The 1,333-nt window shown below is 74.0% G+C and carries 2 protein-coding genes; both read right to left on the bottom strand.

Translation table 11 applies throughout. The features are described from left to right. Positions 1-618, bottom strand: a 618-nt coding sequence (locus CCN72_RS28825) for an urease accessory protein UreD (RefSeq protein WP_143664229.1), incomplete at its 3' end; no start/stop codon positions are given. Beyond that, positions 615-1,292: an urease accessory protein UreG gene (gene ureG, locus CCN72_RS28820; RefSeq protein WP_086810857.1), complete on the bottom strand. Its 678-nt coding sequence runs from the start codon at positions 1,290-1,292 to the stop codon at positions 615-617. The genes ureG and CCN72_RS28825, both read right to left, overlap by 4 nt. Between the last annotated feature and the right edge of the window lie 41 nt (positions 1,293-1,333).

Here is a 1,333-nt window from a genome sequence, read left to right as displayed (position 1 = left end):
CCAGCCACCGGGGGCGCCGGGGCCGCAGGACAGCTGCTGGTCCAGGACGGTGTGACCGGCGACGCGCAGGGTGAGGCGGGTGGTGAGCAGACCGGGCCGCTCCCCCGCCCGTCCGAGCACCTGCTCCTCACGGAGCACCAGCCGGGCATCGGCGGCGAGTTCGGCGAGGGTGGTGACGCGCAGGTCGCTGCCGGTGGCCGAGATCAACTGCTCGGGCAGCCAGTGCAGTTCGGCGCCGTCGGCCACATCGAGCCGGACGTCGTAGCGGGCCTCACCGGGTGCCTGGCCCGGCAGGGCGAGGGTGGCCGCGGCGGAACCGAGCCACAGCCGGGCTCCCTCCTCCACCTGGGCGTCCAGTGTGAACCGGTCACCACCGAGGGGACCGCTCATCGCACCGACGACCATCACCCGGGCCTCGGCCCCGCTCCCCCGGATACGCCGCACCGCCAGCGGGCCCGAGCCGTCCAGCACGGGCAGCGCGGTACCACCACGCCCATCGGCACGGGCCACGATCCGGGCATCGGCGCGGACACCGGCGGGGGCCGTGCCCGGGAGCTCGGTCCCAACGCCGGTCGGGGCCGCGCCCGGAGCCCCGATCCGGGTGTCGGTGAGGGTCATGACGTCCACGCGGTGAGCCGTTCGCGGACCCAGGCGGCCACCTCGGTGACGCCGCCCTCGCCGCGCAGGGACTGGAGGACGACGGGGAGTTCGGCGCGCTGGGCCTTGGCGTCGGCGGCCATCCGGGCGAGGTCGGAGCCGACGTAGGGGGCGAGGTCGGTCTTGTTGACGATCAGCAGGTCGGCGGTGGTGACGCCGGGTCCGCCCTTGCGCGGGATGTCGTCGCCGCCGGCCACGTCGATGACGAAGATCTGCGCGTCCACCAGGCCCTTGGAGAAGGTCGCGGTGAGGTTGTCGCCGCCGGACTCCACCAGGATCAGGTCGAGCGGGCCGACGGTCTCCTCCAGGTCCTCGACGGCCTCCAGGTTGGCGGAGATGTCGTCCCGGATCGCGGTGTGCGGGCAGGCGCCCGTCTCCACGGCGGTGATCCGCTCGGGCGGCAGCACAGCCTCCCGCAGCAGGAACTCGGCGTCCTCGCGGGTGTAGATGTCATTGGTGACGACAGCGAGGGACAGCTCGTCCCGCAGCTGACGGCAGAGCGCGGCCACGGTCGCGGTCTTCCCGGATCCCACGGGCCCGCCGAGCCCGATGCGCAGGGCACGGCGCGTTCCGTCCGGTCGGTGGGCGTCGGCGCTCACGGCGGCGGGGCCGTGGTGGGAGTGGTCGAGATGCATATACAGCTCCTGGAGGCCGGGGGCTTGTTCACAAGGGGGGG

It is taken from the genome of Streptomyces murinus (assembly GCF_002154555.1).
Classification (GTDB): Bacteria; Actinomycetota; Actinomycetes; order Streptomycetales; family Streptomycetaceae; genus Streptomyces; species Streptomyces murinus.
This window is presented reverse-complemented; position numbering and strand designations above follow the sequence as displayed.

What these genes read in the sequence shown, in the direction of transcription:
- ureG (WP_086810857.1), bottom strand. Translation starts at nt 1,292, where the DNA reads ATGCATCTCGACCACTCCCACCACGGCCCCGCCGCCGTGAGCGCCGAC.